1 protein-coding gene is annotated in these 1,531 nt (G+C 65.4%); it reads right to left on the minus strand.

From position 1 onward, the window contains the following. On the minus strand, positions 1-1,531 hold a 1,531-nt coding region (gcvPB, locus tag EN994_RS30810), incomplete at both ends, for an aminomethyl-transferring glycine dehydrogenase subunit GcvPB (RefSeq protein WP_127308116.1).

Genomic DNA, 1,531 nt, shown 5'->3' on the forward strand with positions numbered 1-1,531 from the left:
TGGCTGCCGTGTCGGCGTCGCCGGCCGGATAGGCCGCTTCCAGGCGCGAGTAGGGATGGTTCCACTGGCCGGCCAGCGCCTCGGCGGCGGTGTGCGGCGCGTTGACCAGCGGATTGTCGGCCAAAGGCCATTCGCCCCTGGCGACTTTTGCTGCCTCTGCCGATATCGCGATCATGGCCTCGCAGAAGCGGTCGATTTCCCGCTTGGGCTCGGACTCGGTCGGCTCCACCATCAGCGTGCCGGCGACCGGGAAGGACATGGTCGGCGCGTGAAAACCATAATCGATCAGCCGCTTGGCGACATCGTCGACACTGATGCCTGCACTCTCCTTGAGCACACGGGTGTCGAGGATGCATTCATGCGCGACGCGTCCCTGCCTGCCCTTGTAGAGCACCGGGAAATGCGCACCGAGCCGCGTTGCGATGTAGTTGGCGGAAAGGATCGCTGTTTCGGTCGCCTGCTTCAGGCCCGAGGCGCCCATCATGCGGATATACATCCAGGTGATCGGCAGGATCGAGGCGCTGCCGAAGGGGGCGGCGGAGACGGCGTGCGCCGAGCCTTCGGTGACATGGCCGGGCAAATACGGCTTCAAATGCGCCTTGACGCCGATCGGCCCGATGCCGGGTCCGCCGCCGCCATGCGGAATGCAGAAGGTCTTGTGCAGGTTCATATGGCAGACATCGGCGCCGATGTCGCCGGGACGGGCAAGCCCGACCAGCGCGTTGAGGTTGGCACCGTCGAAATAGACCTGGCCGCCATGCTCATGGATCAGCGCGCAGAGATCGCGTGCGCCTTCCTCGAACACGCCATGCGTCGAGGGATAGGTGAACATCAGCGCTGCGAGATTTTGCGCATGCTCAGTCGCCTTGGCCTTCATGTCGTCCATGTCGATGTTACCGTCTTCGGTGCAGCGCACGACGACGACGTTCATGCCAGCCATCGCCGCGCTCGCGGGATTGGTGCCATGCGCCGAGGAGGGGATCAGGCAGACGGTGCGGTGGTTGTCGCCGCGAGAGCGGTGATAGCCGCGGATGGCGAGCAGTCCGGCATATTCGCCCTGGCTGCCGGCATTGGGCTGCAATGTGACGGCGTCGAAGCCGGTGATCTCCGACAGCCAGCCCTCCAGCTCGCCGATCATGGCGCGGTAGCCTGCCGAGTGCGCGGCCGGGGCGAAAGGGTGCAGATTGGCAATGCTCGGCCAGCTCACCGGCATCATCTCGGCGGCGGCGTTGAGCTTCATGGTGCAGGATCCCAGCGGGATCATGGCGCGGTCGAGCGCCAGGTCCTTGTCGGCCAGCCGGCGCAGGAAGCGCATCATCTCGGTTTCCGACTTGTTTTCGTGGAAAACAGGCTGGGTCAGGAACTCCTTGCCGCGCGGCTTGCCGGGCACCGTGCTGTCGGCGGAGGCGCCAGCCTTGGCGCCGAACAGGGCCGCGATTGCGTCGAGATCGGCCTCGGTGGAGGTTTCGTCGAAGGCGATGCCGACCACATCGGCATCGACGGCACGCAGCAATCTGCCGCCCTTTTCAGC

This window comes from Mesorhizobium sp. M7A.F.Ca.CA.002.09.1.1, from assembly GCF_003998555.1.
GTDB classification, from domain to species: domain Bacteria; phylum Pseudomonadota; class Alphaproteobacteria; order Rhizobiales; family Rhizobiaceae; genus Mesorhizobium; species Mesorhizobium ciceri.